Genomic DNA, 24,217 nt, shown 5'->3' on the forward strand with positions numbered 1-24,217 from the left:
CGGGATCGGATCCTTCGCCGCGAGCGAAGGCTCTGACCCCTGCTCTGCCCAGGAAGCTCCAATGAGTTACGACATGATGGTGTTCGAGGCCAGCGCCGCGCCACGCGAGGCGGCAGCGTTCATCGCCTGGTTCGAAAAGCAGACGCAGTGGAACGAGCGCCACGAGTACGACGACCCGGCAGTCAGCAGCGCGGCGCTGCAGGCGTGGTTCGCGGAGATGGCGCAGGACTTCCCGCCGTTGAACGGCCCATTGAGCAACGACGATGACGACCGCGCCGAGGTGACCGAGTACAGCATCGGCCAGCAGGTGATCTACGGTGCGTTTGCCTATTCGGTGGCCGAGCGTGCGCATGGCCGCGTGCAGGACTTGGCCGAAAAGCACGGCGTGGGCTTCTTCGACGTGAGTGCCGATGAAGCGGCGATCGTGTTCCCGGATGGGCTGGTGTTGATCGCGGAATAGGTGCGGCGGCAGGGCTGCGCCCTGCACCTGCCGAATCAACGGCAACGTCAAATGCGCGCTATCCGTGGGTTGGCGGGGCGGGTCCACGCCATGCGTGGATGAACGTCGGAATGATCGAAGTACGCATTTGTAGAGTCGAGCCATGCTCGACTGCTTTTGCCTGGCGATCAGGTGAATGGGTCAGAACCCGTTCCCGGTGGGAACGGGATCCGACCCCGATTCAGAACAACTGGCCCTGCACCGTGGGCTGTTCGAGGCGCGCCGGTGCTTCGGCCACCGCTTCCGCACCCAGCCGCCAGGCCAGGCCACCCAACCGGCTGGCGTGGCGTTTCAATGCGGCCTGCAGCACCTCTGCGCTGCCCGCCACATGCAGCACCTGGCGGGCGCGGGTGAGGCCGGTGTAGACCAGTTCGCGCGACAGCACGCGGCTGTCCTGGCGTGGCAGCTGCAACCACACTTCATCGAACTCCGAGCCCTGTGCCTTGTGCACGGTCATCGCAAAGGCGCTTTCGTGCGCGGGCAGTGCTGCGGGGTGGAAGGCGCGCGGCTGCTCGACGGTGTCGCCGGGGAACCAGGCCACCATCGCGCCGCTGCGGTCGCGCAGGCAGATGCCGATATCGCCGTTGAACAGGCGGTGCCGGTAGCTGTTCTCGGTCACCAGCAGCAGGCGGCCCTGGAAGTAGCCCGGGGTGTTGCCGGCCAGGAGTTGCTCGATACGGCTGTTGAGGCCACGCGCGCCCTGCGGGCCTTCGCGCAGCGCGGTCAGCACGCGCAGTCGCCCGGCCTGCTGCAGGGCAAGCACCGGATCGGCGGCGTCGGCCAACGCACGCCAATGGCCCAGCAGGTGCTCGCGCTGGCCGCGCAGCGGGTCTGCCTCACCTTCATTGAAATGCACGCCTGCCAGTTCACCGCCGCGCAGCAGCTGCAAAGCGGCGACGGCGTCACCCTCGCGCACGGCATCTGCCAACGGGGCCAGCACCAGTGCATCGCTCTGCCGGTACCCTCGTTGCAGCTGCACGCGGCGGCCGGCGAAGGTGTTCGGTTCGGCCTGGGGCTGCAGCGTGGACGGCGCCAGCAATCCACGCAGCGCCTGCGCGTCATCGGCGCGGGTGCCGATGCCATCACCGCTGGCACGCAGGATCGCACTGAGTACGTCGCCGGCCTCCACCGACGGCAGCTGGTCGGGATCGCCGAGCAGGATCAGCCGCGTGCCGCTGGCGATCGCATCGACCAGCTTGGCCATCATCGGCAGATCGATCATCGAGGCTTCGTCGACCACCACCACGTCCACCGGCAGCGGATTGTCGGCGTGGTGGCGGAAGCGCGGCGAATCCGGGATCACGCCGAGCAGGCGATGCAGGGTGGTGCCGGAACTGGGCAGTGCCGCGCACAGCGCCGGGTCCACGCCGTGCTCCTGCAGGCGCTGCACGGCCAGCCGCAGGCTCTCGGCCATGCGTTCGGCGGCGCGCCCGGTGGGCGCGGCCAGCGCCACCTCGGGCAGCGGCTGGCCAGCGTGCCGGGCCTGTGCGGCCAGCAGCAGCAACAGCCGCGCGATGGTGGTGGTCTTGCCGGTGCCGGGACCGCCGGTGACCAGCGCCAGCGGATGGCGCAGGGTCACGCCGGCGGCGCGTGCCTGGTGATCCTCGCTGCCCAGTGCCTGCGGGAACAGCTGCGCGAACAACGGTGCCAGCGCGGCCATGTCCGGTGCCGGCAGCGGATGCCGGCCGATGCGCTGCAGCCCGGCCGCCAACTGCCGCTCGTACTCGCGATAGCGGCGCAGGTAGAGCAGGCCGTTCTCCAGCACCAGCGGCGCATCCTCGGCGATGGCATCGGCCTGCTCCGGCGTCGCTACCCAGGGCGATGCGCGCAGCTGCGCCAGCCAGTCCTGCGCGGCAGGCCACTCGGGCACGCCGTCCAGCAACCGCTGCGGCTGTGCCGGATCAAACCCGGCGTGGCCCTGCGACACCGCCAGCGAGGCGAGCGCGGCCGCCAACGCCACACTGTCCGGCGTGTCGCCGCGCAACCGCTGCAGGCTGGTCGCCAACGCGTGATCGAGGGTGCGCAGCAGGCCCTTCTGGTGCAGTTCCTTCAGCAGGCTCATGCGCTGGCCCCACGGGCACGTGCGGCCAGTTCGGCCTGGGCCTGTTCGCCACCTGCGAACAGTGCGTCGAGTGCATCCACCAGCGCGAACGGGAAGCGGTCCACATGCACGCCGTTGCCGGCAGCATCCAGGCCGCGGCAGAACAGGTAGCGGATGCCCCCCATGTCGCGCTCGTAATCGTAGGCCGCGCCCAGACGGAAGCGCAGCCAGCGATGCAGGGCCACGGTATAGATCAGCGCCTGCAGGTCGTACTCGCTGTGGCGCATGGCAATGGCCAGCAGGTCCGGACTGTAGCCGGGCAGCCGGTTGGATTTGTAGTCGAGCACGTACCAGCGCCCGTCGCGCACGTAGGTCAGGTCGATCATGCCGGTCATCAGCCCTTCCAGGCGGCGGCGCTGGCCGAAGCCGCGACGCGCACTGGAAACCCCATGTGCATGCAGCAGCTGCAACAGCGCCGGTACCGTGGTCGGTTCGATGGCGAAATGGAAGTCGATTTCCGCGCGCCGCTCGCCTTCGCCCAGGCTGTGCAGCGCACCGCCCTCGGGCAGTGGCACGGTGAGCGTGTGGCCGACCAACGGCACCAGCACCGCCACGCCATCGTCCAGGTCGACGTCGGCATAGCCTTCATCGTGCAGCGCCTTGCGCAGCACCTCGGCCTGGCCCTCGGGCGCTTCCAGGCCCGGCTGCCAGCCCCCCCACGCAGCGAAGTCGACGTTCTCCATCGCCTCGTGCAGCACGTTGCCGAAGCGGCTGCCCATGAAGCGCGGGTCGACCGGCGGGCTGTCTTCGACGGCGGCGGGTTCCGGCAGCGCGGGCTCCAGCGGCAGTTCCGGGCCCGCGGGTTCGTCGGCGGCGGGCGCCGGCAGCTCGGTGGCGGCGGCTTCAATATCACTGCCAGCGCCCGCGTCGGCATGCGCCAGCTGGGTGAAGCTGTATACCCACCAGTCGTGCGGCACGCGCCGGGTCAGTGCACGCACTGCCGGAAGATCCCCTTCCACTTCGGCCGCCAGCTGCGGCAGCGCGGCCACTGTCTCACTGTCATCGATGTGCACGTCGGCGTGCGCGCGCAGCGCCTGCAGGTCGCCCAGCAGCGGCGCCAGGCGCGTCTTGCCAAGCCCGGCCAGATCACCCACGGCGATCCACAGCGCATGCTCGGCGCGGGTCAGTCCCACATACAGCAGGCGCGCATCCTCGGCCCGCTGCTCACGCTCGCGCTGTGTGCTGGCCGCTTCCCAGGCCTCGTCCCTGTCCAGCTTCCAGTGCAGCTGGCGCTGGCCATCGACGTGCACGGTGCAGTGCGAGGCGGTGTTCGGTGCGCCGCCGTCGATGCCGACGAAGGGCAGGAACACCAGCGGATACTCCAGGCCCTTGCTCTTGTGCAGGGTGATGATCTGCACGCGGCGCGCATCCGATTCCAGGCGCAGCAACTGCTGCTCGTCATCCTGGTCGGCGCTGGCCATCTGCCCCTGCAGCCAGTCCAGCAGGCCATGCATGCCCAGCGCCTGCGCCGAGGCTTCCTGCAGCAGTTCGCCCAGCTGCAGGTAGTTGGTCAGGCGGCGCTCGCCGTCGATCAGCGCCAGCAGGCGTTCGCCGTGCGCGGCACAGACATCGGCGATCACCGCGAACGGACCACCGCGCTGCCAGCGCTCGCGCCAGTGCAGCAGCTGCGCCTGGAACCCGCGCTGCAGGTCGCCCTCGCGCTCCATCGCCGCGATCGCACTGGCCCGCTGGCCCAGCAACACCGTGGCCAGCGCTGCACGCAGGCGGCCTTCGTCTGCCGGTTGCAGCAGCGCCAGCAGCAGCGCGCGCAGATCACGTGCCTCACTGGTGGCGAACAGGCTCTGCTTGCCCGCCGCCACTGCGGGTATGCCAACCGCAGCCAGCGCGCGCTGCACCAGCGTCGCCTCGCGATGCGAGCGCACCAGCACCGCGATATCACCAGGCTGCACCGGGCGCCCACGCAACACCGCTTTGCCCGCACGCGCCTCGACCAGGGCCTGGTGGATCGCAGCCACGCAGGCCTGGGTCGCTGCCTCACGCGAGGCATCGGCACTCATCGCCTTGTCACCCCCGCTGCGCAGCACGCGCAGGGTGAGTGCCTTGGCGGCGTGGCCGTCGTGCAGATAGTCCTCATCGGTGCGCACGCCACCGGGACGCACCGGCTCGAACTGGATGTCACGCTCGAGGAAGGCGTCCTCACCCCCGTTGTCGTACAGCGCCTGCAACGCGCGCAGCACTGACGGTCGCGAGCGGAAGTTCTGGTCCAGCACCGGCGCCTGCTGCGCCACCTGCTTGGCCTTCAGGTAGGTGTGGATGTCGCCGCCGCGGAACCCGTAGATCGCCTGCTTGGGATCGCCGATCAGGAACAGCGCCGGTGCCAGGCCGAGTTCGCGCACCTCCGGCGAATTGCCGAACACGGTGTGGAAGATGTTCCACTGGCGATCATCGGTGTCCTGGAACTCATCGACCAGCGCAATGCGGTACTGCGCGCGCAGCTGCCTTACCAGCGGCAGCCGCTGCGGGCCTTCCAGGGCCAGTGCCACGCCATCGATCAGATCGTCATAGGTCTGCACCCGGCGCGTGCGCTTCAGCGCCTGCAGGCGCTGCATGGCTTCGGCGCGAAGCGCGTGCAGGAAATTCAGCGCGGTACCACGCAGCCAGGCATCGCGTTCGGCCAGCAGCGCGACATAGCGCGCCAACGGCACCTGCACTGGCGACGACGGCGTGCGGTCGGGGAACTTCTTGTTGGTCTTGTCGGCCAGCACCTCCGGCAGCAGTGCCGGCAGGCGCTCGCTGGCCAGCAGCTCGCGCGGGTCGCCCCGCTCGGCCCAGGCCAGCAGCTGCCGGCCCAGCGTGTGCAGCCAACCCAGCTTGTAGGACACCCCGTTGATCCACTTGTTGTCGACGGCATCGCAGAGGTCGATGAAGAACTGCTCGCCATGCCCGCGCAGCGCCTGCTGCAGTTCGGTGGCGGCGGCCCGCAATGCCGGCTGTGGATCGGCCAGCGCCACCGGCCGTGGCAACGGGCGCAGAGGCGGCGCAGCCAGCAACGCGCGCAGATCGGTGGCCAGCGCGTCCGGGTTGGACCACAGCCAGGTCAGCGGCTCCAGCGTGGCCGCGTCGTTGGCGTGCACCCGCCACAGATCGGCCGCCAGTTCCTCCAACAGCTCACGGTCGCTGGCCAGTAGTTCCGGCGGATCGAAGGTATGGCCGCTCTCCAGCGCATGCTCGCGCAGCACGCGGGTGCAGAAGCCGTGGATGGTGAAGATCGACGCCAGGTCGATCTCATCGGCGGCCACCTGCAGGCGGCGCTTCAGTGCGGCGGCGCTCTCGGTGCCCCCCTGCAGATGGCGCTGCAGCACCTGGCGGGTCAGCCTCGTGTCCGGTGCTTCGCCCTCGGCCGGTTCCAGATCGACCAGGCGCGCGGCCAGCGACAGGCGCTCGCGGATGCGCTTGCGCAGTTCCTGGGTGGCGGCATCGGTGAAGGTCACCGCCAGGATCTGGCCGATGCGCAGGCCCTGCTCCACCACCAGGCGGGTGAACAGCGTGGCCAGGGTGAAGGTCTTGCCGGTACCGGCGCTGGCCTCGATCAGGCGGATACCATCCAGCGGCAGGGCCAGATAGGGATCGCCCGCCATGCGCTGGGAGTCCTCATCGACGATGGCGGTGCTCATGTGCTGCCCTCCTGGCGTGCATCGGCGCCAAGGGTGCGGCCTTCGCGCACCGCGCTGAAGACCACCTGGCTGTTGCGCAGCAGATCGGCATAGCCGGCGTCGGTGGCAAATGGATCGGCACCGCGCAGCAGCAGCTGCCAGGCGTCGCTGCTGGATTCACCCCAACTGCGGTCGCTGCCGTGCCACTGCTTCCAGCCTTCGCTGCGCTGCTTTTCGGCCGGCGCGTTGTACAGCACCCAGCCGGTGTAGGGGGCAAAGCGCAGCGGTTCACGCAGTCCGCGTTGGCGCAACTGCAGCAATGCGCGCAATGCCGCGCGTGCAGCAGGAGCGCTCAGTGCCGGCAGTACATGCGGGCCGGGACCGGCGTCGCCGCCATCATGGAACTGCACCAGCGGCAGGGCATCGCCGGCAGCGTTGGCCAGCAGCCAATCCAGGCCCTGGCGGATCACCGCAGTGCCATTGAGGGTGCCAGCGCGCAGGCGCACCAGCCCGTCGGGGTGTCGATCGGCCACACGGCCATGCAGGCGCACGCCATCGATCTCCACTTCATAGCGGCGGCTTTCCAGCGGCTCGCCCCGCATCCAGCCCAGCAATGCACTGGCATACGGGCGGGTCTTCAACTGCTCCACCTCGAACTGGCGCTCACCCAGGGGGCCCGACGGCAGCAGGCCACGCGCGCGCAGCCGCGGATACAACGGCTCGGTATCGCCACTGAGCGTGGCGCGTACCACCGCCGCCTGCACGCTGCGCTTTTCCGGCCCGCGCGAGGACAGCACCAGCGGTTCCAGGTCATCGACCTCCTCGACATCGTCGGCCAGGCGCAGGCCCAGCGACTGCGCCAGGAACTGCCCGGCCGGATCGCACAGGAAGCGGCGCAGGGTATCGAGTGCAACGTCGTCTTCCACCGCATCGTCGAGCGGCGGCAACGCGGCATCGAACCACGGCTGCAGGCCTCCGCGCGCGCCGGTGAGGCGACCGGCGGCCGGATGCCATTGGCGGCGATAGCTGAAGCGGCGTGGATCACCGTCACCGAACGCCGCCGGAGAGAACGGCTGCAGTGCGTGGCGCACGGTGAAGTCGCGGACCGCCGCAGGCGGATCGAGGTGATACGCAGCGGCGGCATCGATGAGTTCACTGACCAGCACCGACGGCTCACGCGCGCTGCCATCGCGCGGATCAGCACCGAGGTAGCTCAGGTAGAACACCTCCTGCGCGGCGGCGAACAGCTGCAGGAACAGGAAGCGGTCGTCTTCGCGGGTGGAGCGGTCGCCGGGCCGGCGGCGCGGCGTGTCCAGCTCGGCAGTGAGCTGGTTGAGACCGGCAGCCGGGTCACGGCGCGGGAAATCGCCATCATTGAGACCGAGCACGCAGATCACCCGGAACGGCAGCAGGCGCATCGGCACCATGCGGCCAAAGCTGATGCCACCGGTCAGCAGCGGCGCGCGCGTATCGGCCTCGCCCAGTGCTCCGGCGAAGTGCGCGCGCACGACCTCCGGCGGCACCCCGTCCGTGAAGCCGGCCTTGGCGGCATCATCGGCGAACTGGTTGAGCAGCTTGCGCAGGCGCTCCAGGGCACGCTGGCTGTTGGGCGAACTGGGCGCAGTCGGCAGCAGCGCGTCCAGCAGCGACAGCAGGCGTTGCCGCCACTGCGCCGGCGTCAGCAGTTCGCCGAGGCGGCGCTGGTAGACCGCCAACACGCGCAACAGGCGCAGCAGCCGGTCCAGGGCGTCCAATGCGCCGCCCTCCAGCTCGATCCACGGGGCAACACCGGCCAGGTCGGCCTCGCTGCCGGTGGCATGACCGAGCACCAGGCGATCCAGCGCGAACTGCCAGGTGTAGGCGTCGTCGGCCGGGGCCTGGTGCTGGTTGCGGTGCTTCGCATCCAGGCCCCAGCGTGCGCCAGCCTGCTGCAGCCAGCCATGCAGGCGATCAAAGTCCACCGCCTCCAGGCCGGCCGCTTCGGCCAGCGGCGCGCTGGCCAGCAGGTCCAGCACTTCGTTCAGGCCGAAACGCGAGACCGGCAGGCCCAGCAGGTGCACGAACACGTCGGCCAGTGGCTCGCCGGCGAGCGGACTGCTGTCGGCCAGCGCATAGGGAATGTGCTCGTCCTCGCCCCCACGGCCGCCGAACACGGCTTCCAGATACGGCACATAGGGGTCGATGTCCGGTGCAAGCACGGCGATCTCCCGCGCCTGCAGCGGCGGGTCGAAGCGCGGGTCCTGCAGCAGGCTGCGCAGCTGGTCGTGCAGCACCTGCAGTTCGCGCAGGCGGGTATGGCAGGCATGCACCTGCAGGCTGGGATCGTCGCTGCGCAGCCCGTCGCGCAGCTCGCCCGAGGGCAGCGCACGGCGGTGGAACAGATCGCGCTGCAGGCGATGCAGCAGGCTGTCGGACAGTCCACCTTCGGCCAGCGTCGGCCGGGTGTCGTCCTCCGGATCCGAATACGCGGCAATCTCGCCGGCCGGGTGCACCACCTCGTAACTGCCCAGCACCGCCATGAAATCGCGCCCGGCCGCGCCCCAGGCTTCCAGCAGGCGGTTCTCACCGGCCGCTTCACCGAAGGGATCGGGCGCGCCGCTGCGCAGGCGCTCGGCCAGCGTCTGCAGGTCACCCCAGTACGACTGCACCGGCGTGGGCATATAGAAGTGCAGCTCGCCCACCCGCGCCTGGGTGGCCATCACCCGCAGCACATCGGGCGAGATGTTGAGCGTCGCGAACGCGGACATGCGTGGTGGCAGGCCCTGCGGCAACGGCTGGCCGGCGCCCTCGAAGCGGTCCAGGTAAGCCTGGATGCGGCGCGCGCGGTAGTCGTGGCCAGCGGCGATGCTGCGCCAGAGGATGGCCTGCGGGTCGGCCGGGTCGGCGCCGGCCTCCCAGCGCAGCAGCCAGTCGCGGCGCCAGGCTTGGTACTTCTCGAACACCGACGCCAGTTCACCGGCCAACGCCCACGGCTTCAATGCATCGCTACCGGCAAGATAGGACTGCAGCGCGCGCATCGGTGGCTGCGCCAGCAACGCCGGGTCGCGCAGTGCCTGGTACACCTTCCAGTGCAGGGCGGCCGCGTCCAGGTCGTCGCGTTCGCCGGGCACATTGGCGTTGAGTGCACGGGCAACGAACTCGCCCGGGGTCAGGAACTCAAGATTGGCGGCCACGCCATATTCGGCAGCGAGTGTTGCTTGCAGCCAACGCCGCATCGCCACCTGCGGAATCAGCACCACCTCCGGCGCCAGCAGCGGCTGACCCGCAACCGGCGCACGCACGTTGCGCGCCAGCAGCGCGGCCAGCACGTCCAGGGAGTTGGAATGGTAGAGGCGGAAATCGCTGCCCGGGTCACTCATCATGCACAGTGTGCAGCACGGCAGGCAGTATTCAATGGCCGGCCCATCGCCGGTACGGATTGTTCCGGGCTGCCGGCCGATTATCCCGGCCTGGCAGGGATCTTGCCGTGCCACAATACTGGACCGTCCAGTCTGCTTATGTTCAGCCGACGGGCCCGATCCTTCGATGTCTAAAAAACGTTAATGGTGCCCATGTCGGCTTCCACCTCCAGTCTGGTGCAGTTATCCAACGTCCGCATCGACCGGAGCGGGCGCACGATCCTGCGCGACGTGTCGCTGCAGGTGCCCAAGGGCAGCATCACGGCCGTGCTGGGTCCGTCCGGCAGCGGCAAGTCGACCCTGCTGGCGGCACTGACCGGCGAACTGCGCCCGGTGGCTGGCGAGGTCACCCTGTTCGGCAAGCCGATTCCGCAGGACAGCGGCGCGCTGCTGGAAATGCGCAAGAGTGTGGGGGTACTGCTGCAGGGCAACGGCTTGCTGACCGACCTCACTGTGGCCGAAAACGTCGCGCTGCCGCTGCGCACGCATACCCGCCTGCCGACCGCCGTGCTGCGCCGCCTTGTGGAAATGAAGCTGCATGCGGTGGGCCTGCTGGCCGCTGCCGATGCCTGGCCGCGCGAGCTGTCCGGTGGCATGGCGCGCCGCGTCGCGCTGGCCCGCGCGCTGGCGCTGGACCCGCCGCTGATGATCTACGACGAGCCACTGACCGGGCTGGACCCGATCGCCTCTGGCGTGATCATGAGCCTGATCCAGCGCCTCAACCACAGCCTGGGCCTGACCAGCATCATCGTCAGCCACCACGTGCACGAGACCCTGCCGATCTGCGACCAGGTGATCGCCATCGCCAATGGCGGCATCGTGTTCCAGGGCACGCCCGAGGCGCTGCAGTCCAGCCAGGACCCGTTGCTGCGGCAGTTCCTGCACGGCCAGCCTGACGGCCCCATCCCGTTCGATGCCGCACCGCGCGCGAGGGTCGCCTGATGCCGTTCGTCCAAGCCACCCGCTCGCTCGGCCGCGCCGGCCTGTTCTCGCTGACCGTGCTGCGTGGTTCGCTGCCGACCCGTGATTTCCTGGCCGAACTGACCCGCGAGATCTACAAGATCGGCGCGCGCTCGCTGCCGATCATCGCCGTCGGTGGCGCCTTCGTCGGCCTGGTGCTGACGCTGCAGGGCTACCGCACGCTGACCACCTTCGGTGCGGCCGACGCGCTGTCGACCCTGCTCGGCCTGTCGCTGTACCGCGAACTGGCGCCGGTGCTGACCGCGCTGCTGTTCATCGGCCGCGCCGGCAGCTCGATCGCCGCCGAACTGGGCCTGATGCGCGCCACCGACCAGATCAAGGCACTGGAGCTGATGGCGATCGACCCGGTGGCCAAGGCCGTGGCGCCGCGCTTCTGGGCGGCGGTGCTGACCGTGCCCCTGCTGACCGGCATCTTCTGTTCGCTGGCGATCAGTGCCAGCTACTTCGAAGCGGTACACGTGCTGGGCCTGGACAATGGCGTGTTCTGGTCGGCGCTGCGCAACAGCGTCGATTTCTGGGATGACTTCGGCGTGGCGATGCTGAAGTCGGCGATCTTCGGCGGCACCGCCGCGCTGGTCGCCGCCTACGTTGGTTTCCACGCCGAGCCGACCATCGAGGGCACCTCGGTGGCGACCACCCGTGCGGTGGTCAACGCCTCGCTGCTGGTACTGATGTTCAACTTCGTGCTGTCGGCAATGTTGTTCACCTAACCCCTCCACCGGCGGTGCGCAGGCGCGCGCGGCCACCACGACTCGATCAGGTAATCCACATGGCCATCCGCGGTCCCAGACTCGAATTCTCCGTCGGCGCCTTCCTGCTGCTGGCCCTGGCCTCGCTGATGGTGCTGGCCGTGGCCTCGACCAACCAGCGCTGGAGCTGGGGCAGCCAGGGCTACGAGCTGAAGGCGCGCTTCTCCCAGGTCGGCCAGCTGCGCAAGCAGGCGCCGGTGAAGATCGGCGGCGTCACCGTCGGCCAGGTCGCCTCGATCGACCTGGATCCGGTGAAGTTCGAATCCATCGTCACCCTGCGCATGGACAGCAAGGTCAAGGACCTGCCGGCGGACACCTCGGCCGGCATCTTCACCAGTGGTTTGCTCGGCGAGAGCTATATCGGTCTGCAGCCGGGCGGTGACCCGGACGTGCTCAAGGCCGGTGACGAGATCGTCTTCACCCAGCCGGCGGTGGACCTGATCCAGCTGGTCGGCAAGTACATGTTCAGTGGCGGCGCCGGTGGTGGCGCAGGCCAGAAGCCCAACGATGGCGCGCAGGCGCCTGCAACGGAACCGCAACCATGAAGATGAAACTGATCCCGGCCCTGCTCGCCTCGGCGCTGCTGGCGGCTACTCCATTCCTCGCCCAGGCCCAGGCCACCGCTCCCGCCCCCGCCGCTGCCGCGGCGCAGGGCCAGGCCGGCAAGGTGGTGATCGATGCCAGCACGCGCATCCTCACCACCCTGCAGCAGCGCCGCAGCGAGTTCAGCAGCAACCCGGCCAGCCTGCGCAGCTACATCGACAGCGAACTGAACCGCACCTTCGATCGCGACTATGCCGCGCGCCTGGTGCTGGGCCCGCACGCCCGCGGCGCCTCGGATGCCGACATCAAGCTGTTCGCCGATGCCATGGCCGACAGCCTGATGCAGCGCTACGGTTCGACCCTGCTCAACATCCAGGGCAAGCCGAGCTTCCGCCTGAAGGGTGAAAGCCCGCTGCCGGGCAACCGTGGCGTGCGCGTGAGCACCGAACTGGTGCGCGCCGGCAACGAACCGACCCCGGTCGAATACTGGATGCGCAACGTGAACGGCCAGTGGAAGATCTTCGACGTCAACATCGAAGGCATCTCCTACGTGCAGACCTTCCGCAACCAGTTCGATACCCCGCTGCGCCAGAAGGGCATCAAGCAGGTGGCCAGCGAGCTGCACAGCGGCAGCATGCAGGCCGGGCCCGCGGGCAATGGCAAGTAACGCACTTGCGCTGCTGGAAGGCGACACCCTGCGCCTGCGCGGGGTGCTTGACCGTGCCGCGGTGATCGCACTGTGGCCGCAGCTGCAGGCCCTGCCGGCCAAGCTGGCGCGGCTGGAGCTGGGTGAGGTCGAGCGCGTGGACAGCGCCGGCCTGGCGCTGCTGGCCGAGCTGGCGGCCCGTGCACGCAAGGCGGGCCATGCGCTGGCCATTTCCGGCGCGCCCGCCGGCTTCAACGAGCTGAGCGCAGCCTACCGGCTGTCGCCCAACCTGGATTTCAACGCTACTTCTGCTGCGAGCTGACATGAACGTCGTACGCACTTTCCCCCTGATCCTCCTGGCCACCGCCCTGACCGCCTGTGCCGGCAAGCCCGCGCGCAGCGATGCACCGGTCGCCAGCACCGTGGTTGCGCCCGGCCCTGCTGCTCCGGCCGCAACGGCCGATACCGGCGGGGTCGACGCTGCTCCGGTCGCCTCCGTGGCCAACTCTGCCGCGCCCACCGCTTCAGCGCCGACGGCTGCGCCGCAGGGCGCAGAGGCCAGGCCACCGAAGGCCGCAGCGTCCACCGCCGCCGCCGGCGACGATGATTTCGACGCCCTCTATGGTGGTACCGGCAACACCGGCAACGCGGCGGCCTACGATCCGTGGGAACCGTTCAACCGCAAGGTGCACACCTTCAACAATGCGGTCGACCGCGGCGTGGCGCGCCCGCTGGCCACCGCCTATACCCATGTGGTGCCGCGCTTCGCGCGCACCGGCGTCAGCAACTTCTTCAGCAACCTGCGTGCGCCGGTGACCATCACCAACCAGTTGCTGCAGGGCCGTGGTGCCGATGCGTGGGACAGCCTCGGCCGCTTCCTGATGAACAGCACGCTGGGCATCGGTGGCCTGTTCGATCCAGCCAGCAAGGCGATGGTGCCGCGTCGCAATGAAGACTTCGGCCAGACCCTGGGTGCCTGGGGCTGGCGTCGTTCGCGCTACGTGGAACTGCCGTTCTTCGGCCCGCGTACCGTACGCGACGTGTTCGGCCTGGCCGGTGACATCCCGTTGTCGCCGATCCGGCGCGTCGAGGAAGACAAGATCCGCATCGGCCTGCAGGGCCTGCAGCTGGTCGACACCCGCGCACAGCTGCTGGCGATCGACGATCTGCGCGACACCGCAGTGGACGAATACGCCCTGGTCCGCGATGCCTGGATGCAGCGCCGCAACTACCAGATCGAGAACGATCTGCGCAGCAAGCGCGACCGCGGCCATGACGATGCCAATTCGCCGATCCCCGTCGATGCGATGCCGATGCCGCAGTGGACCCACTGAGGCCGCGCGACGGTGCATGAAAAACCCCGCCTCGGCGGGGTTTTTCTTTTCCGGTGGGTGCCAACCCTGGTTGGCACGCCGTGCTCAGGCCGCCAGCGCGGCCTCGATGGCCTCGCGCAGGCGCGCGTCATCGGCGGCCACGTCCGGGGCAAAGCGTGCGACGACCTTGCCATCACGGCCGACCAGGAACTTCTCGAAGTTCCACAGCACCGCCGGTGCCGGATGGATCGGGATCTCCTTGCTGGCCAGGCGCTCACGCAGCGGGCCTTCGCCGATCGACTGCGGCTGCGCGGCGGTCAGCTGCTGGTACAGCGGGTGGGTGTCCTCGCCAGCCACGCTGATCTTGGAGAACATCGGGAAACTGACATCGTAGGTGAGCTGGCAGAACTGCTGGATCTCGGCCTCGCTGCCCGGCTCCTGGCCAAGGAAGTTGTTGGCGGGGAAGCCCAGCACTTCCAGGCCCTGCGCGTGCTTTTCCGCATACAGCGCCTGCAGGCCTTCGTACTGCGGGGTCAGGCCGCACTTGGAGGCGACGTTGACCAGCAGCAGCACCTTGCCCTGGTAGTCGGCAAGCGAGGACGGCTGGCCGTCGATGGTGGTGAGGGGAATGTCCTGGATCGGGGTGCTCACGCGGGGGCTCCGGCTACGGCGGGGAATGGCCCACCAGCATAGCGCCGCGCGCGCTGTTGTAGAGCCGAGCCCATGCTCGGCTGATGGTATGGCAGCCGAGCGTGGGCTCGGCTCTACAGGCAGGATTCAGTCCACGCAGATCGTGCCCTGCGCCTTGCCATCATCGATGCGCTGGCGGCACCCGAAGTTCTGGCGCACATCACGCTGGCAGGTACCGGTGGCGGCACTGCCGGCGGCCACCTCGGCTCCGGCCAGGCACTGGCCCGTGCAGTCGCTCTTGCGGCTGCAGGCCTTGCCGGCGTCCGCATAGGGAATCACGCACTGCTCGCGCTGCAGGCGGCCGAGCCGCTGCAGCGTGCCGCCAGCGGCCTGGCAGTCGACGTCACGTGCTTCGCGGTAGGCCTCGCTGGCTTCCGGCGCAGGAGCGGCCGTAGCCGTGTCGGCGACCGGGGGCGTGCTGCTGCACGCAGCCAGCAACGCAGCCAGGACAAGAACGGCACAGGAGCGCAAGCACATGTCGATACCCGCCACGGACTCAGGGTGCCCAGCATAGCCAGGCGCAGGTGCACGGGACGTGTCAACCCGCATTGCCGTCCTCGTCGTCCTCCGGCGCGCCCAGCTGCTGCATCGGGTCCGGGGTCAGCTCCGGGGGCAGCGCGCGCTTGGCCTTGCTGCCCAGTTCGGCAAGCCGACGGGCGCGGCTGATGGCCGACTGCGGCGAATCGATCAGGCGATTGCGCGCATCGGCGTAGGCCTTGCCGGCATCGTCCAGCTTCTTGCCCATGGCGGTGAAGTCCTGCAGGAACCCGGTCAGGGCGTCCAGCACCAGACCGCCGGCCTCACTGATCTTCAGCGCCTGCTTCTGCACCTTGTCGCGCGTCCACAGGCGCTCGGCCACGCGCAGCAGCGCCATCAGGGTGTTGGGCGAGGCGAACACCACGCGGTTGTCGAAGGCGAACGCCTGCAGGCTGCCATCGGCGCCCAGTGCGGCTGACAAGGCACCCTCGATGGGAACGAAGGCGATGGTGATGTCCAGCGTCTCGCTGCCCAACGCCTTCGGATAATTCTTCTCGCCCAGGTCCTTAACGTGCTGGCGCAGCGCAACCGCGTGCCTGCGCAACGCGTCTTCCGACTGCTCCGGGGTAGTGGCATTCATGGCTTCCTGCCAGGCGATCAGGTTCACCTTGCTGTCGATCACCACGCTGCGTTCGTCGGGGAACTGCACCACCACGTCCGGTCGCAGGCGCGCACCTTCGTCATCCACGGCATGCTTCTGACGCTGGTAGTGCACGCCCTCTTCCAGCCCCGATCCGCGCAGTACGTTGTCGAGCATCAGCTCGCCCCAGTCGCCGCGGACCTTGGCATTGCCCTTCAGCGCATTCGTCAGCGCCGATGCCTGCGCCGCCATGTCCTGGTTGAGCGTCTTCAGTTCGCCCACCGCACCCAGCAGGCTGGCGCGTTGCCGCGCTTCCTCGCCATACAGCGTATCGACGCGGGTGCGGAAATCGCCCAGCTTGTCGGCGAACGGCTTGAGCAGCCCCTCGATGTCCGCGCGTGACTGCACTGTCGCCTGCCGCACGTTCTTCTCGAACTGCTGTCCGCGTTCGTCGAACACCTTGCCCGCCAGTTCGGCGAAGGCGCCCGACAGCTTTTCCTTGGCGGTATCAAGATAGCTGCGCAGTTCGGCACTGGCCCGTTCGGAGTGCTGCAGATTGGCCACCGCGCGGGCATGTTCACCGTGCAACTGCTGGTAGCGCTGCTGCACCTGCTGCAGCTCGCTGCTGGTCTCCGCAACGGCAGCGCGCGCCTGCGCCAGGGCCGCTTCACGTTCGGCCAGCTGTGCTTCGCGACTGGCCGACAGCGCTGCTTCGCGCTCCACCCGGGCGGTCAGCGTAGTTACGGCCTGTGCGTGCTGCTGGCTGCGGCTCCGTTCGTTCTCCAGTTCAGCGCTCAGCGCATCGAGGCGGCCGCGCAGCTGGCCGGCATCGACCAGGGCGAGGCGATGCTGTTCGCGTTCGCTGTCCAGCAGCCGCTGCAGTTCGTCGGAGGGTGCACCGCCAGCACTGCGACGCCACAGCAGCACCAGCGCGACCAGGGTCGCCAGCAGCAGGACCACTGCCAGGATCATGAGGACTTCGATATTCATGCGACCAGTTTAGCCCCGCTGCGCTAGGCTGGGTCGGTCTGCCCCGGAAGCCCCCATGCTCGCTCTGTACGGAAAACCCACCTCCATCAACGTGCGCAAGGTGCTCTGGCTGTGCGCCGGCCTCGACCTGCCACTTCACCACGAGCCAGCGCCGCCGGCGGACCTGCTGGCCACACTGAACCCGAACCGGCAGGTGCCGGTGCTGCGCGATGGCGGCTTCGTGCTGTGGGAATCCAACAGCATCTGCCGCTACCTGGCCGTACGCGCTGGCCGTGATGACCTGCTGCCCCGCGCGGCACAGGATCGTGCGCGGGTCGAACAATGGATGGACTGGCAGGCCAGCGACCTCAACAGTGCCTGGCGCCACGTGTTCATGGCGCGCGTGCGCCAGCATCCGGATTACCCGGATGACGCCCGCGCCGCAGCCAGCCTGGCGCAGTGGAACCGGCTGATGGCTGTCCTTGATGCACAGCTGGCCACTACCGACGGCTACGTGGCGGGCAACACCTTCACTCTGGCCGACATCGTGCTTGGGCTGTCGACCCAACGCTGGCGCAGCACGCCCGGCAACAAGCCCGTGCTGCCACACCTCGCGGCGTGGTTCGAGCGCCTGCGACAGCAGCCGGGTTTCACCACCCACGTCGACAACGGCGTGGCCTGAGGCAGGGGTCGGATCCCTTTCCCGGGGCAAAGGGATCTGACCCCAAGGGTGCGGGAACGATCCGGCCTTACCAGCCTTCCAGCACGATCTTGCCCTTGGCGCGGTGGCTCTCCAGCAGCGCGTGGGCGCGCCGCAGGTTGGCCGCGTCGATGCGCCCGAAGTGCTCGCCCAGCGTGGTCTGCAGCACGCCCGTGTCGATCAGCTCGGCCACACGGTTCAGCAGGTCGTGCTGGCGCTGCATGTCGGCGGTGCGGTACAGCGGCCGGGTGAACATCGACTCCCAGTGCAGTGACAACGCCTTGCGCTTGAGCGCCATCACGTCCACCTGGCCAGGATCATCGATCAGCCCCAGCTGGCCCTGCGGCGCCAGCAGTTCCACGATCTGCGCGTAGTACTGGTCGGAGTGGGTCAGGCTGGCCACATGCTGCACTTCGCTGATGCCGAGCCGCGCCAGTCCCTCGGCCAGCGGCAGGCGGTGGTCGATCACGTGGTGCGCGCCCATTGCGTATGCCCAGTCCTGGGTATCCGGACGCGAGGCGGTGCCGATCACGGTCAGCCTGGTCAGCTTCCGCGCCAGCTGCACCAGGATCGAACCGACACCACCGGCAGCACCGATCACCAGCAGGGTCTGGCCCTCGCCACCACCCTCGGGGATGCGCAGGCGGTCGAACAGCAGCTCCCAGGCGGTGATGGCAGTCAATGGCAGCGCCGCGGCGGCGGCATCATCGAGGCTGGCCGGCTTGCGCCCGACGCTGCGCTCGTCCACCAGCTGGTACTCGGCATTGCTGCCCGGGCGGTCGATGACGCCGGCGTAGTAGACCGCGTCGCCGGGCTGGAACAGGGTCACCTCGCTGCCCACCGCGTCGACGATGCCGACCGCGTCCCAGCCCAGTACGCGCGGGCCATCGGTGGCCACGCCGCGGCGGACCTTGGTGTCGACCGGGTTCACCGCCACCGCGCGTACCGCCACGCGCAGGTCGCGGGGGCCGGGCTGCGGCAGCTCCAGTTCGATGTCGATCAGGGCCCGGGCATCATCGATCGGCAGGCCGGCGTGGGTATAGGCAATGGCGCGCATGGCAGCGGTCCAGTGGGGAAGGAGGCGACAGGTTGCGCCGCGCGCGCTCCCTCGGAAAGGCGCAGAATCGGGCAGCACTTTCACTCTGGCGATGAAGATGATCCGCATCGACGATCTGCAGCTGTTCGTCCGCACTGCCGCGCTGGGCAGCTTCTCGCAGGCCGCCCGCGAGGCCGACCTGCTGCCCGGGCAGGTCGCTGCGGCGGTGGCACGGCTGGAGCGCGAGCTGGACCTGCGCCTGTTCGTGCGCACGACCCGCAGCCTGCGCCTGACCGGCGAGGGCGCGCTCTACCTGCCGTATGCGCAGGAGGTGCTGGCCACCCTGCGCGAAGGCCAGGCCCGCGTGCAGGGCGAGGACACCGAGCTGCACGGCATCCTGCAGCTGTCGGCGCCGTCGGACTTCGGCCGCAACCTGCTGTTGCCCTGGCTGAGCGCGTTCCGCGCCGCGCACCCGCGGCTGCGCCTGCACCTGCGCCTGTCCGACGAGGTCGCCGACGTGTTCCGCGAACCGGTCGACGTGGCCATCCGCATCGGCCACTTCGATGACGCCAACTACGTAGCCCTGCCCCTGCTGGAAGGCAACCGGCGCGTGCTGGCCGCCTCACCCGGCTACCTGCAGCGGCGTGGCCCGCCCACGCGCCTGGAGGATCTGCGCGAGCACGACTGCCTGCTCTATCAACTCAATGGCCGCGCCTACGATCGCTGGTCGTTCGAGGTGGACGGGCGCCGCAGCGTGGTTCCGGTACGCGGCCCGCTGGTCTGCGACGACGCCGACGTGGTGCGGCGCTGGGCCGTGGCCGGCGAAGGCATCACCTACAAGTCCTGGCTGGACCTGCGCGAGGATGTGCTGGCCGGGCGCCTGCAGGTGCTGCTGGACGGCGTTGGCAGCAGCATCCCGCTGCAGCTGGTGTGCCCGCATCGCAAGCAGTTCTCACCCGCCGTGCGGCAGCTGCACGCGCAGCTGCGCCAGCACCTGCAACCGCTGCTGTCCGGGATGCCGGTTGGCCCCACCGGCCCCCTGTCGCCCGCCGCAGCGCTGGCCGACAATGGCGGCCCCCCGTAACAGAAGAGCACCGCCATGCCGTGGATGGGCATCCAGGACCTGTGGACGTTTCTGGTCGCCGTGCTGGTGTTTCTCGCCCTGCCCGGTCCCGGTACCTTCACGCTGCTGACTGCCACCGGCCGTGGCGGCGTGCGCGGCGGCTACACCGCACTGGCCGGCCTGCTGGTCGGCGACCAGATCCTGATGTGGCTGGCGCTGGCCGGCGTGGCGGCGCTACTCAAGGCCAATCCTCTGGTATTCCACGCCGTGCAGTACCTCGGTGCGGCCTACCTGGTGTGGGTCGGCATCAGCCTGCTGCGCACGCCCAAGCACGAGGGCGGCGACGCCGGCCCGATCCGCATGCAACCCGGCCGCTACTTCCAGCAGGCGATCCTGGTCAGCCTGCTCAACCCGAAGGCGATCCTGTTCTACATGGCCTTCCTGCCGTTGTTCATCGATCCGAAGGCGCACCAGGGCATCGCCACCTTCGCCGCGCTGGCCGGCATCATCCTGGTGGTCAGCATCGCCTACTGCTCGATGCTGATCGGCGTGGGCAACCTGGCCCGCCGCCGGTTGATCCAGCACCCGCGGATCAGCGATGCGCTGCGCCGCGTGGCCGGCCTGTTCCTGGTGGGGTTCGGCATCCGCCTGGGGCTGAACGGATGAACGGGCGGCTGCCACTGCTCGGCATGACCCTGCTGCTGGCCGGTGCCGCCTCTGCCGGCACCGTGCAGGACCATCGCTGCCTGACGGGCGGTCGCAACGACAACATCCACCTGGAATGGCGCTGGCTGGAAGACGGCCGGGCCGACGTGCGTTACGCCGGCCAGCGCGAGCGCCTGCCCCTGCACCGGATCTCGATGGAGACCACGGTGCTGGCCGAGGATCGCCCGTACCAGTTCGACAGCGTGTGGGAAGAGCGCATCGACGGGCGCCTCAACGGCCGCTACCTGCTGAGCACGCAGGGCGCGCTGGTACTGGATCTGAGCTACGAACGCGCCCGTGATGGCCGTCGCACCACCTTCCACGATGACGGCGAGGCGTGGCAGGAGGATGGCTGCCATTGGCCGGGAGGCGTAGCGGCGCGCGTGGTCGATTGAAGCATGCCAACCAAGGTTGGCATCTACCGGTCGTGCATCTCCGCGCGCAGGTGGTCGATGAACACCCGCAGCTTGGGCGCCATCTGCTCACGCGCGGGGTAGTACAGGTGGAAGCCGGGGAATGGCGGCTGCCAGTCCTGCAGCACGCTCTGCAGTCGCCCAGCGTTGATGTCGTCGGCCATCAACGAGGCGAAGCCCTGGGCCATTCCCAGACCCGCCAGCACGGCACCATGGGCGACGCCGGCATCGTTGAACACCAGCCGCCCGCTCACTTGCACGTCCAGGTCGTGGCCGTCGCGGCTGAACTCCCAGGGCATCAGCCGGCCGTTGGCCAGCCGGTGCACGATGCAGGCGTGGCCCTGCAGGTCATGCGGGGTCTGCGGCACGCCATGGCGTTCGAAATAGGCCGGCGTGGCTACCACCACCTGCCGCTCGGGTGGCCCGACCGGCACCGCGATCATGCCCTGTGCGAGTGATTCGCCCAGGCGGATGCCGGCGTCGAAGCCCTCGGCCACCAGATCGGTCAGCGCGGGGTCGACGCACAGTTCCACCTGCACCTGCGGGTAACGCGCAAGGAAGTCGGGCAGCCGCGGCAGCACCATGCGATCGGCGACGATGCGCGGCAGGGTCACGCGCAGCCGCCCGGCAGGCACCGAGCGCGCGCTGTCCAGTTCGGCAAATGCCTGGTCGATCTGGTCCAGGCCGCCGCGCACGCGCTGCAGGAAACGCGCGCCGTGCTCGGTCAGGTTGACCCGCCGCGTGGTCCGCTGCAGCAGCCGCACGCCCATCCGCGCTTCCAGCGCGCGCACGCTCTGCGACAGCGCCGAGGTCGACACACCCAGGGCATCGGCGGCGCGGGTAAAGCTGGCGTGCTCGGCCACGTGGACGAAAGCGACCACAGCAGTGAGCGGGACGGAGGCATCCATTGTGAAGGCAGCCTTCAAGGTAAGTCCGGTGACACGCAGTTTATCCACATGATGGCGTGGAGGATGCTGTGCCCCTCGCCACTGCCCATCCAGACGTGGCGCCTTCCCCAAGGAGATCCACATGAAGACCCGTACTCTCGGCCCCGCCGGCCCCACCGTGTCCGCCCTCGGCCTGGGGTGCATGGGCATGAGCGCGTATTACGGCGGCCGCGGCAGTGACGATGACGGCATTGCCGTCATCCGGCACGCGCTGGACCGTGGCGTGACCCTGCTCGACACCGCCGATGTGTATGGCCCGCACACCAACGAGGTGCTGGTCGGTCGCGCGATTGCCGGCCGCCGCAACCAGGTGTTCCTGGCCAGCAAGTTCGGCATCGGCCTGGACCCGGCTGACCCGAAGGCGCGGCAGATCAACGGCCACCCGGACTATGTGCAGGCCGCCTGCGAGGCCAGCCTGCGTCGCCTGGGCGTGGACCACATCGACCTGTACTACCAGCACCGCGTCGACCCGACCGTGCCGATCGAGGACACCGTGGGTGCCATGGCACGCCTGGTGGAACAGGGCAAGGTGCGCTGGCTGGGCCTGTCCGAGGCCTCGGCGGCCACCCTCCGCCGCGCCCATGCGGTGCACCCGATCACGGCGGTGCAGAGCGAGTACTCGCTGTGGTCGCGCGAGCCGGAGCAGAACGGAGTGCTGGCCACCACGGCGGAGCTGGGCATCGGCTTCGTGCCGTATTCGCCGCTGGGCCGTGGCTTCCTGACCGGCGCCATCCGCAGCCCGGACGACTTCGACGCCGACGATTACCGGCGCACCTCGCCCCGCTTCGAAGGCGAAAACTTCCAGCGCAACCTGGCATTGGTGGACACCGTGCAGGCGCTGGCCGCCGAGCGCGGCATCGCTGCCTCGCAGCTGGCGCTGGCCTGGGTGCTGTCGCGCGGCGGGCACATCGTGCCGATCCCGGGCACGACGCGGCGGGCACGGCTGGACGAGAACCTCGCTGCACTGCAGGTGGAACTGGATGCGGCCACGCTGGACGCATTGGATGCGGCCTTCCCGCTGCATGCCGCGGCCGGCGAACGCTATTCGGACAGCGGCATGGCCAACATCGAGTCCTAGCGGGGGCCGGGACGAACGTACACCGGTGGCTGCCGCCGGATTATGCCGATTCCGGCAGCCTGGCCGGGGCGCAGCGCGTGCCCCGCCATGCATGACCCCCGTCAGTGGTAATGCTGCGCTGCGTTCGGTCACACTCGGGAACTTGTCGTTCTTAGTCACCCCTTCCGAGGCCTGCATGTCCCTGTTCCGGCGCAAGTCCCTAGATTCCGTCACCGTCCACGAAGCCGGCAGGCGCCTGATCCCGACGCTCAGCTGGCCGCACCTGATCGCACTGGGCATCGGTGCCATCGTCGGCACCGGCATCTACACGCTGATCGGCGTCGGTGCCAACCTGGCCGGCCCGGCCGTGCTGATCTCCTTCGCCATCGCCGGTGCGGTCTGCGCCTGTGCGGCGCTGTCCTATGCCGAGCTGTCGACGATGATGCCGGCCGCCGGCAGCGCCTACACCTACAGTTACAGTGCGCTGGGCGAGGTGTTCGCCTGGGTGGTGGGCTGGAGCCTGATCCTGGAGTACTCGCTGGTGGTGAGTACGGTGGCGGTGGGCTGGTCCGGCTACTTCGTCGGCTTCCTCGAATGGGTCCACACCCAGTTCGGCTGGAACGTGCACCTGCCGGCCTGGCTGGCAGCCGGCCCGCACGTGGAAGGCGGCATGATCAACCTGCCGGCGATCATCATCACCTGGCTGGTGGCCGGCATGCTGATGGCCGGGACCAAGGAAAGCGCCACGCTCAATGCCATCCTGGTGGTGTTCAAGCTGATCGCGCTGGCGATCTTCGTGGCCGTGGCCCTGCCTGCGTTCGACAGCGCCAACCTGCAGCCGTTCATGCCGTATGGCTTTGCCAAGTCGATGGGCCCCGATGGCGTCGAGCACGGCGTGATGGCGGCAGCGGCGATCATCTTCTTCGCCTTCTACGGCTTCGATGCGATCTCCACTGCTGCGGAGGAGACCAAGAACCCGGGCCGTGACCTGTCGATCGGCATCATCGGTTCGATGATCGGCTGCACCATTGTCTACGTGCTGGTGGCGCTGGCCGCAGTGGGTGCGATGAGCTACGCCGTGTTCGGGCACAGCGCCGAGCCGCTGGCGCTGATCATGCGCCAGCTGGGCCATCCGACAGCGGCGATGGTGATCGGCGTGATTGCGATCATCGCGCTGCCGACCGTGCTGCTGGCCTTCCTGTACGGCCAGAGCCGCATCTTCTTCGTGATGAGCCGCGACGGCCTGCTGCCGCGTGGCCTGTCCAAGGTCAACGCGCGTACCGGCACGCCGGTGGCGACCACGCTGTTCACTGCGGTGGTGGTGTCGGCGCTGGCCGGCGTGGCCCGCCTGGACGAGATCGCCGCGCTGGCCAATGCCGGTACCCTGGCCGCGTTCACTGCAGTGGGCGTCTGCCTGGTGGTGCTGCGCCTGCGCGAACCGAACCGCGAGCGCAGCTTCCGTACGCCGGCTGCTTTCGTGGTCGGCCCGCTGGCCGCGCTGGGCTGCATCTACCTGTTCCTCAGCCTGCCGCACAGCACCCAGCTGTACTTCCTGCTGTGGAACGTGGCCGGCCTGGTGCTGTACTTCCTGTACAGCCGCCGCCACGCACTGATCGCGAAATAACCGGCTCGCCGGTGGTGCCGGCCGCTGGCCGGCAACTCGTATCCTGTTGTGC

Annotated in this window: 21 protein-coding genes; 13 read left to right on the forward strand and 8 right to left on the reverse strand. The window is 69.0% G+C overall.

Translation table 11 applies throughout. The features are described 5' to 3' along the window. Positions 1–61 precede the first annotated feature (61 nt). On the forward strand, positions 62–460 hold the full coding sequence (locus AC5P56_RS15120; RefSeq protein ID WP_049405551.1) for a hypothetical protein: 399 nt from the start codon (positions 62–64) through the stop codon (positions 458–460). Between the two features lie 220 nt (positions 461–680). Here AC5P56_RS15120 and recD read toward each other — a convergent pair whose 3' ends face one another. Genes recD through recC form a run of 3 tightly spaced genes read right to left on the reverse strand, consistent with a single transcriptional unit; the run spans position 681 to position 9,576 of the window. Next, positions 681–2,561, reverse strand: a complete 1,881-nt coding sequence (gene recD, locus AC5P56_RS15125; protein WP_197574247.1) for an exodeoxyribonuclease V subunit alpha — start codon at positions 2,559–2,561, stop codon at positions 681–683. Beyond that, the gene (gene recB / locus AC5P56_RS15130; RefSeq protein ID WP_197606689.1) at positions 2,558–6,235 is read right to left on the reverse strand and encodes an exodeoxyribonuclease V subunit beta; all 3,678 of its coding nucleotides are present in this window, start codon (positions 6,233–6,235) and stop codon (positions 2,558–2,560) included. The genes recD and recB overlap by 4 nt, the downstream gene beginning before the upstream one ends. After that, on the reverse strand, positions 6,232–9,576 hold the full coding sequence (gene recC / locus AC5P56_RS15135; RefSeq protein WP_126411547.1) for an exodeoxyribonuclease V subunit gamma: 3,345 nt from the start codon (positions 9,574–9,576) through the stop codon (positions 6,232–6,234). The genes recB and recC overlap by 4 nt, the downstream gene beginning before the upstream one ends. Before the next feature lie 189 nt (positions 9,577–9,765). On the opposite strand from recC, the gene AC5P56_RS15140 reads away from it, so the two are divergent. The 6 genes from AC5P56_RS15140 to AC5P56_RS15165 are packed head-to-tail and all read left to right on the forward strand — an operon-like array spanning position 9,766 to position 13,865. After that, on the forward strand, positions 9,766–10,554 hold the full coding sequence (locus AC5P56_RS15140; RefSeq protein WP_014648934.1) for an ABC transporter ATP-binding protein: 789 nt from the start codon (positions 9,766–9,768) through the stop codon (positions 10,552–10,554). Then, entirely contained in the window at positions 10,554–11,303 is a 750-nt protein-coding gene (locus AC5P56_RS15145; protein ID WP_005414955.1) for an MlaE family lipid ABC transporter permease subunit, read from the forward strand. Before AC5P56_RS15140 ends, AC5P56_RS15145 begins: the two co-directional genes overlap by 1 nt. A 59-nt stretch (positions 11,304–11,362) precedes the next feature. Continuing rightward, the gene (mlaD, locus tag AC5P56_RS15150; RefSeq protein WP_014039020.1) at positions 11,363–11,887 is read left to right on the forward strand and encodes an outer membrane lipid asymmetry maintenance protein MlaD; all 525 of its coding nucleotides are present in this window, start codon (positions 11,363–11,365) and stop codon (positions 11,885–11,887) included. After that, positions 11,884–12,552 carry an MlaC/ttg2D family ABC transporter substrate-binding protein gene (locus tag AC5P56_RS15155; RefSeq protein ID WP_014648935.1) on the forward strand — a complete coding sequence of 223 codons (669 nt, stop codon included), beginning with the start codon at positions 11,884–11,886 and terminating at the stop codon, positions 12,550–12,552. The genes mlaD and AC5P56_RS15155 overlap by 4 nt, the downstream gene beginning before the upstream one ends. After that, positions 12,542–12,853 (forward strand): STAS domain-containing protein, encoded by a 312-nt coding sequence (locus AC5P56_RS15160; protein ID WP_049442550.1) that lies wholly within the window; start codon positions 12,542–12,544, stop codon positions 12,851–12,853. The genes AC5P56_RS15155 and AC5P56_RS15160 overlap by 11 nt, the downstream gene beginning before the upstream one ends. Position 12,854: 1 nt before the next feature. Next, positions 12,855–13,865 (forward strand): MlaA family lipoprotein, encoded by a 1,011-nt coding sequence (locus AC5P56_RS15165; RefSeq protein WP_049442549.1) that lies wholly within the window; start codon positions 12,855–12,857, stop codon positions 13,863–13,865. 84 nt (positions 13,866–13,949) lie between these two features. Here AC5P56_RS15165 and AC5P56_RS15170 read toward each other — a convergent pair whose 3' ends face one another. The 3 genes from AC5P56_RS15170 to AC5P56_RS15180 all read right to left on the reverse strand — a co-directional run bounded on the left by AC5P56_RS15170 (position 13,950) and on the right by AC5P56_RS15180 (position 16,641). Further along, positions 13,950–14,495, reverse strand: a complete 546-nt coding sequence (locus tag AC5P56_RS15170; protein WP_014648938.1) for a glutathione peroxidase — start codon at positions 14,493–14,495, stop codon at positions 13,950–13,952. 126 nt (positions 14,496–14,621) lie between these two features. After that, complete coding sequence (locus AC5P56_RS15175) at positions 14,622–15,011, reverse strand: hypothetical protein (RefSeq protein WP_423179725.1); 390 nt, start codon at positions 15,009–15,011, stop codon at positions 14,622–14,624. 61 nt (positions 15,012–15,072) lie between these two features. Beyond that, entirely contained in the window at positions 15,073–16,641 is a 1,569-nt protein-coding gene (locus AC5P56_RS15180; RefSeq protein WP_069118218.1) for a DNA recombination protein RmuC, read from the reverse strand. A gap of 55 nt (positions 16,642–16,696) precedes the next feature. Between AC5P56_RS15180 and AC5P56_RS15185 the strand changes: the two genes are divergently transcribed. Then, positions 16,697–17,302 carry a glutathione S-transferase family protein gene (locus tag AC5P56_RS15185; protein ID WP_111205872.1) on the forward strand — a complete coding sequence of 202 codons (606 nt, stop codon included), beginning with the start codon at positions 16,697–16,699 and terminating at the stop codon, positions 17,300–17,302. Between the two features lie 67 nt (positions 17,303–17,369). Here the strand turns inward: AC5P56_RS15185 and AC5P56_RS15190 are convergent, their stop codons facing one another. Continuing rightward, complete coding sequence (locus AC5P56_RS15190; protein WP_014648942.1) at positions 17,370–18,377, reverse strand: zinc-binding alcohol dehydrogenase family protein; 1,008 nt, start codon at positions 18,375–18,377, stop codon at positions 17,370–17,372. 91 nt (positions 18,378–18,468) lie between these two features. Between AC5P56_RS15190 and AC5P56_RS15195 the strand changes: the two genes are divergently transcribed. Genes AC5P56_RS15195 through AC5P56_RS15205 form a run of 3 tightly spaced genes read left to right on the forward strand, consistent with a single transcriptional unit; the run spans position 18,469 to position 20,519 of the window. Further along, positions 18,469–19,440, forward strand: coding sequence for a LysR family transcriptional regulator (locus tag AC5P56_RS15195; RefSeq protein WP_288496427.1), 972 nt, complete (start codon positions 18,469–18,471; stop codon positions 19,438–19,440). Between the two features lie 15 nt (positions 19,441–19,455). Then, complete coding sequence (leuE, locus tag AC5P56_RS15200) at positions 19,456–20,085, forward strand: leucine efflux protein LeuE (protein WP_005411716.1); 630 nt, start codon at positions 19,456–19,458, stop codon at positions 20,083–20,085. Then, positions 20,082–20,519: a hypothetical protein gene (locus AC5P56_RS15205; protein WP_288496428.1), complete on the forward strand. Its 438-nt coding sequence runs from the start codon at positions 20,082–20,084 to the stop codon at positions 20,517–20,519. Before leuE ends, AC5P56_RS15205 begins: the two co-directional genes overlap by 4 nt. Positions 20,520–20,542: 23 nt before the next feature. On the opposite strand, the gene AC5P56_RS15210 is transcribed toward AC5P56_RS15205, so the two are convergent. Beyond that, complete coding sequence (locus AC5P56_RS15210; RefSeq protein WP_032958441.1) at positions 20,543–21,445, reverse strand: LysR family transcriptional regulator; 903 nt, start codon at positions 21,443–21,445, stop codon at positions 20,543–20,545. 121 nt (positions 21,446–21,566) lie between these two features. On the opposite strand from AC5P56_RS15210, the gene AC5P56_RS15215 reads away from it, so the two are divergent. Both AC5P56_RS15215 and AC5P56_RS15220 read left to right on the forward strand, forming a co-directional pair. After that, positions 21,567–22,562, forward strand: coding sequence for an aldo/keto reductase (locus AC5P56_RS15215; protein ID WP_126411549.1), 996 nt, complete (start codon positions 21,567–21,569; stop codon positions 22,560–22,562). A 175-nt stretch (positions 22,563–22,737) separates the two neighbouring features. Then, positions 22,738–24,165 (forward strand): amino acid permease, encoded by a 1,428-nt coding sequence (locus AC5P56_RS15220; protein ID WP_049442542.1) that lies wholly within the window; start codon positions 22,738–22,740, stop codon positions 24,163–24,165. The last annotated feature ends 52 nt before the right edge of the window (positions 24,166–24,217 follow it).

Source organism: Stenotrophomonas sp. YJH_SMC_131, assembly GCF_059367975.1.

Coding starts and splice junctions, on each gene's coding strand:
- AC5P56_RS15195 (WP_288496427.1), top strand. CDS start 18,469: ATGAAGATGATCCGCATCGACGATCTGCAGCTGTTCGTCCGCACTGCC.
- AC5P56_RS15215 (WP_126411549.1), top strand. CDS start 21,567: ATGAAGACCCGTACTCTCGGCCCCGCCGGCCCCACCGTGTCCGCCCTC.
- recB (WP_197606689.1), bottom strand. CDS start 6,235: ATGAGCACCGCCATCGTCGATGAGGACTCCCAGCGCATGGCGGGCGAT.
- AC5P56_RS15120 (WP_049405551.1), top strand. CDS start 62: ATGAGTTACGACATGATGGTGTTCGAGGCCAGCGCCGCGCCACGCGAG.
- AC5P56_RS15190 (WP_014648942.1), bottom strand. CDS start 18,377: ATGCGCGCCATTGCCTATACCCACGCCGGCCTGCCGATCGATGATGCC.
- AC5P56_RS15205 (WP_288496428.1), top strand. CDS start 20,082: ATGAACGGGCGGCTGCCACTGCTCGGCATGACCCTGCTGCTGGCCGGT.
- recD (WP_197574247.1), bottom strand. CDS start 2,561: ATGAGCCTGCTGAAGGAACTGCACCAGAAGGGCCTGCTGCGCACCCTC.
- AC5P56_RS15175 (WP_423179725.1), bottom strand. CDS start 15,011: ATGTGCTTGCGCTCCTGTGCCGTTCTTGTCCTGGCTGCGTTGCTGGCT.
- AC5P56_RS15220 (WP_049442542.1), top strand. CDS start 22,738: ATGTCCCTGTTCCGGCGCAAGTCCCTAGATTCCGTCACCGTCCACGAA.
- AC5P56_RS15185 (WP_111205872.1), top strand. CDS start 16,697: ATGCTCGCTCTGTACGGAAAACCCACCTCCATCAACGTGCGCAAGGTG.
- leuE (WP_005411716.1), top strand. CDS start 19,456: ATGCCGTGGATGGGCATCCAGGACCTGTGGACGTTTCTGGTCGCCGTG.
- recC (WP_126411547.1), bottom strand. CDS start 9,576: ATGATGAGTGACCCGGGCAGCGATTTCCGCCTCTACCATTCCAACTCC.
- AC5P56_RS15140 (WP_014648934.1), top strand. CDS start 9,766: ATGTCGGCTTCCACCTCCAGTCTGGTGCAGTTATCCAACGTCCGCATC.
- AC5P56_RS15210 (WP_032958441.1), bottom strand. CDS start 21,445: ATGGATGCCTCCGTCCCGCTCACTGCTGTGGTCGCTTTCGTCCACGTG.
- AC5P56_RS15155 (WP_014648935.1), top strand. CDS start 11,884: ATGAAGATGAAACTGATCCCGGCCCTGCTCGCCTCGGCGCTGCTGGCG.
- AC5P56_RS15160 (WP_049442550.1), top strand. CDS start 12,542: ATGGCAAGTAACGCACTTGCGCTGCTGGAAGGCGACACCCTGCGCCTG.
- AC5P56_RS15180 (WP_069118218.1), bottom strand. CDS start 16,641: ATGAATATCGAAGTCCTCATGATCCTGGCAGTGGTCCTGCTGCTGGCG.
- mlaD (WP_014039020.1), top strand. CDS start 11,363: ATGGCCATCCGCGGTCCCAGACTCGAATTCTCCGTCGGCGCCTTCCTG.
- AC5P56_RS15165 (WP_049442549.1), top strand. CDS start 12,855: ATGAACGTCGTACGCACTTTCCCCCTGATCCTCCTGGCCACCGCCCTG.
- AC5P56_RS15145 (WP_005414955.1), top strand. CDS start 10,554: ATGCCGTTCGTCCAAGCCACCCGCTCGCTCGGCCGCGCCGGCCTGTTC.